1 protein-coding gene is annotated in these 1,263 nt (G+C 63.3%); it reads right to left on the bottom strand.

What is annotated here, in order from left to right:
- Positions 1 to 96 precede the first annotated feature (96 nt).
- Positions 97 to 1,113, bottom strand: a complete 1,017-nt coding sequence (locus QMX91_RS31145; RefSeq protein WP_098965654.1) for a class I SAM-dependent methyltransferase — start codon at positions 1,111 to 1,113, stop codon at positions 97 to 99.
- Positions 1,114 to 1,263: the final 150 nt, after the last annotated feature.

The following is a 1,263-nucleotide window of genomic DNA, read 5'->3' as shown; positions in this document are numbered from 1 at the left end:
AGCGGCGGATCAGTCGAGAAATATGCTGACTGACGCGCCGCCTTCGCGAGCAAGCTCGCTCCCACATTGGATGGTTGCCAGTCCCGCAGGGGGGGGTTACAACTGCAGGATCAGGGTTTTCAGCGGTGGCTGTTGGTCCAGCGACGGGAAATCCGCGCCCGGAGTCATCACGCTCCATTCGCGGACCGGTCGCCCGGCTTTCTCGGCGCAGCGCAGGACCTGTTCGCGCCAGTCGTCCATGCTGACCTTCGCCAGGTTGTTGCAGCAGATCAGCACGCCGTTGTCAGCGGTGGTCAGCAGCGCTGGCTTGAGCAGGCTCTGATAGTCGCGCAACAGGTCGACGGTGCCGAACGCACTCTTGGCCCAGGCCGGTGGATCGAGCAGCACCAGATCGTATTGACGCTGGTCGAGGCGCTGATAGCTCGGCAGTTTCTGCCCGCGCCGCTGGCTGATCGGCAGGCCGGCGAGCTGACGGATCGCCGGGAAGTAATCGGACTGGATGAATTGCATCTCGGGCAATTGCGGGTTGAGCAGGCCGTTTTCTCGGCCGACTGCCAGATTGCCTTCGGCGAAATCCAAATTGCACACCTCACGCGCACCACCGGCAGCGGCACTCAGGCCGACGCCACAGGTGTAGGCAAAGAGGTTGAGCACGCTTTTGCCCTTGGCGTGATCCTTGACCCAGCCGCGAGTGTTGCGCAGGTCGAGAAACAGCAGCGGATCCTGCCCGGCATGTCGCCCGCGCACGCGATAGTTCAGGCCCCATTCGTGGCCGACCAGATCCGCCAGTGCGGCGGCGTCGGCTTTGTAGACGCTGTCTTCGCGATCGATGCGCGAGTTGCCACGGGAGCGGTCGTTGTAGACCAGCAGGGTGTCAAAGCCCAGGGTCTGATTGACCATGGCGTGCAGTTGCAGCAGGTCGTCACGCTCCAGCGTCTGGTGAAAACTTTGCACCAGCAATTGCGGACCGTAGCGGTCGACGGTCAGGCCACCGGCGCCTTCCTGGCTGCCGTGGAACAGCCGGTAGCAATCGGTGCCCTGGCTGTGCAGCTCAGCGAGCAGGTCCTGGCGTTTATCGAGGGCGGCGCGCAGCGCCTGATTCAAGGAAGACATGCGTGCGCCTTGCTGATGAGAATTGAGGCGCGGGAGTTTAGCAGTTACCGAAGCCCTGAGACATTGCGCAGATCTGTGGCGAGGGAGCTTGCTCCCGCTCGAGTGCGAAGCGCTCGCAACATTCCGAGGGTCGCTGCGCAACCCAGCGGG

It is taken from the genome of Pseudomonas sp. PS01299 (assembly GCF_029960145.1).
GTDB lineage: Bacteria > Pseudomonadota > Gammaproteobacteria > Pseudomonadales > Pseudomonadaceae > Aquipseudomonas > Aquipseudomonas putida_A.
Note: the sequence above shows the minus strand (reverse complement) of the source record. Positions and strands in the feature narration are given on the sequence as shown.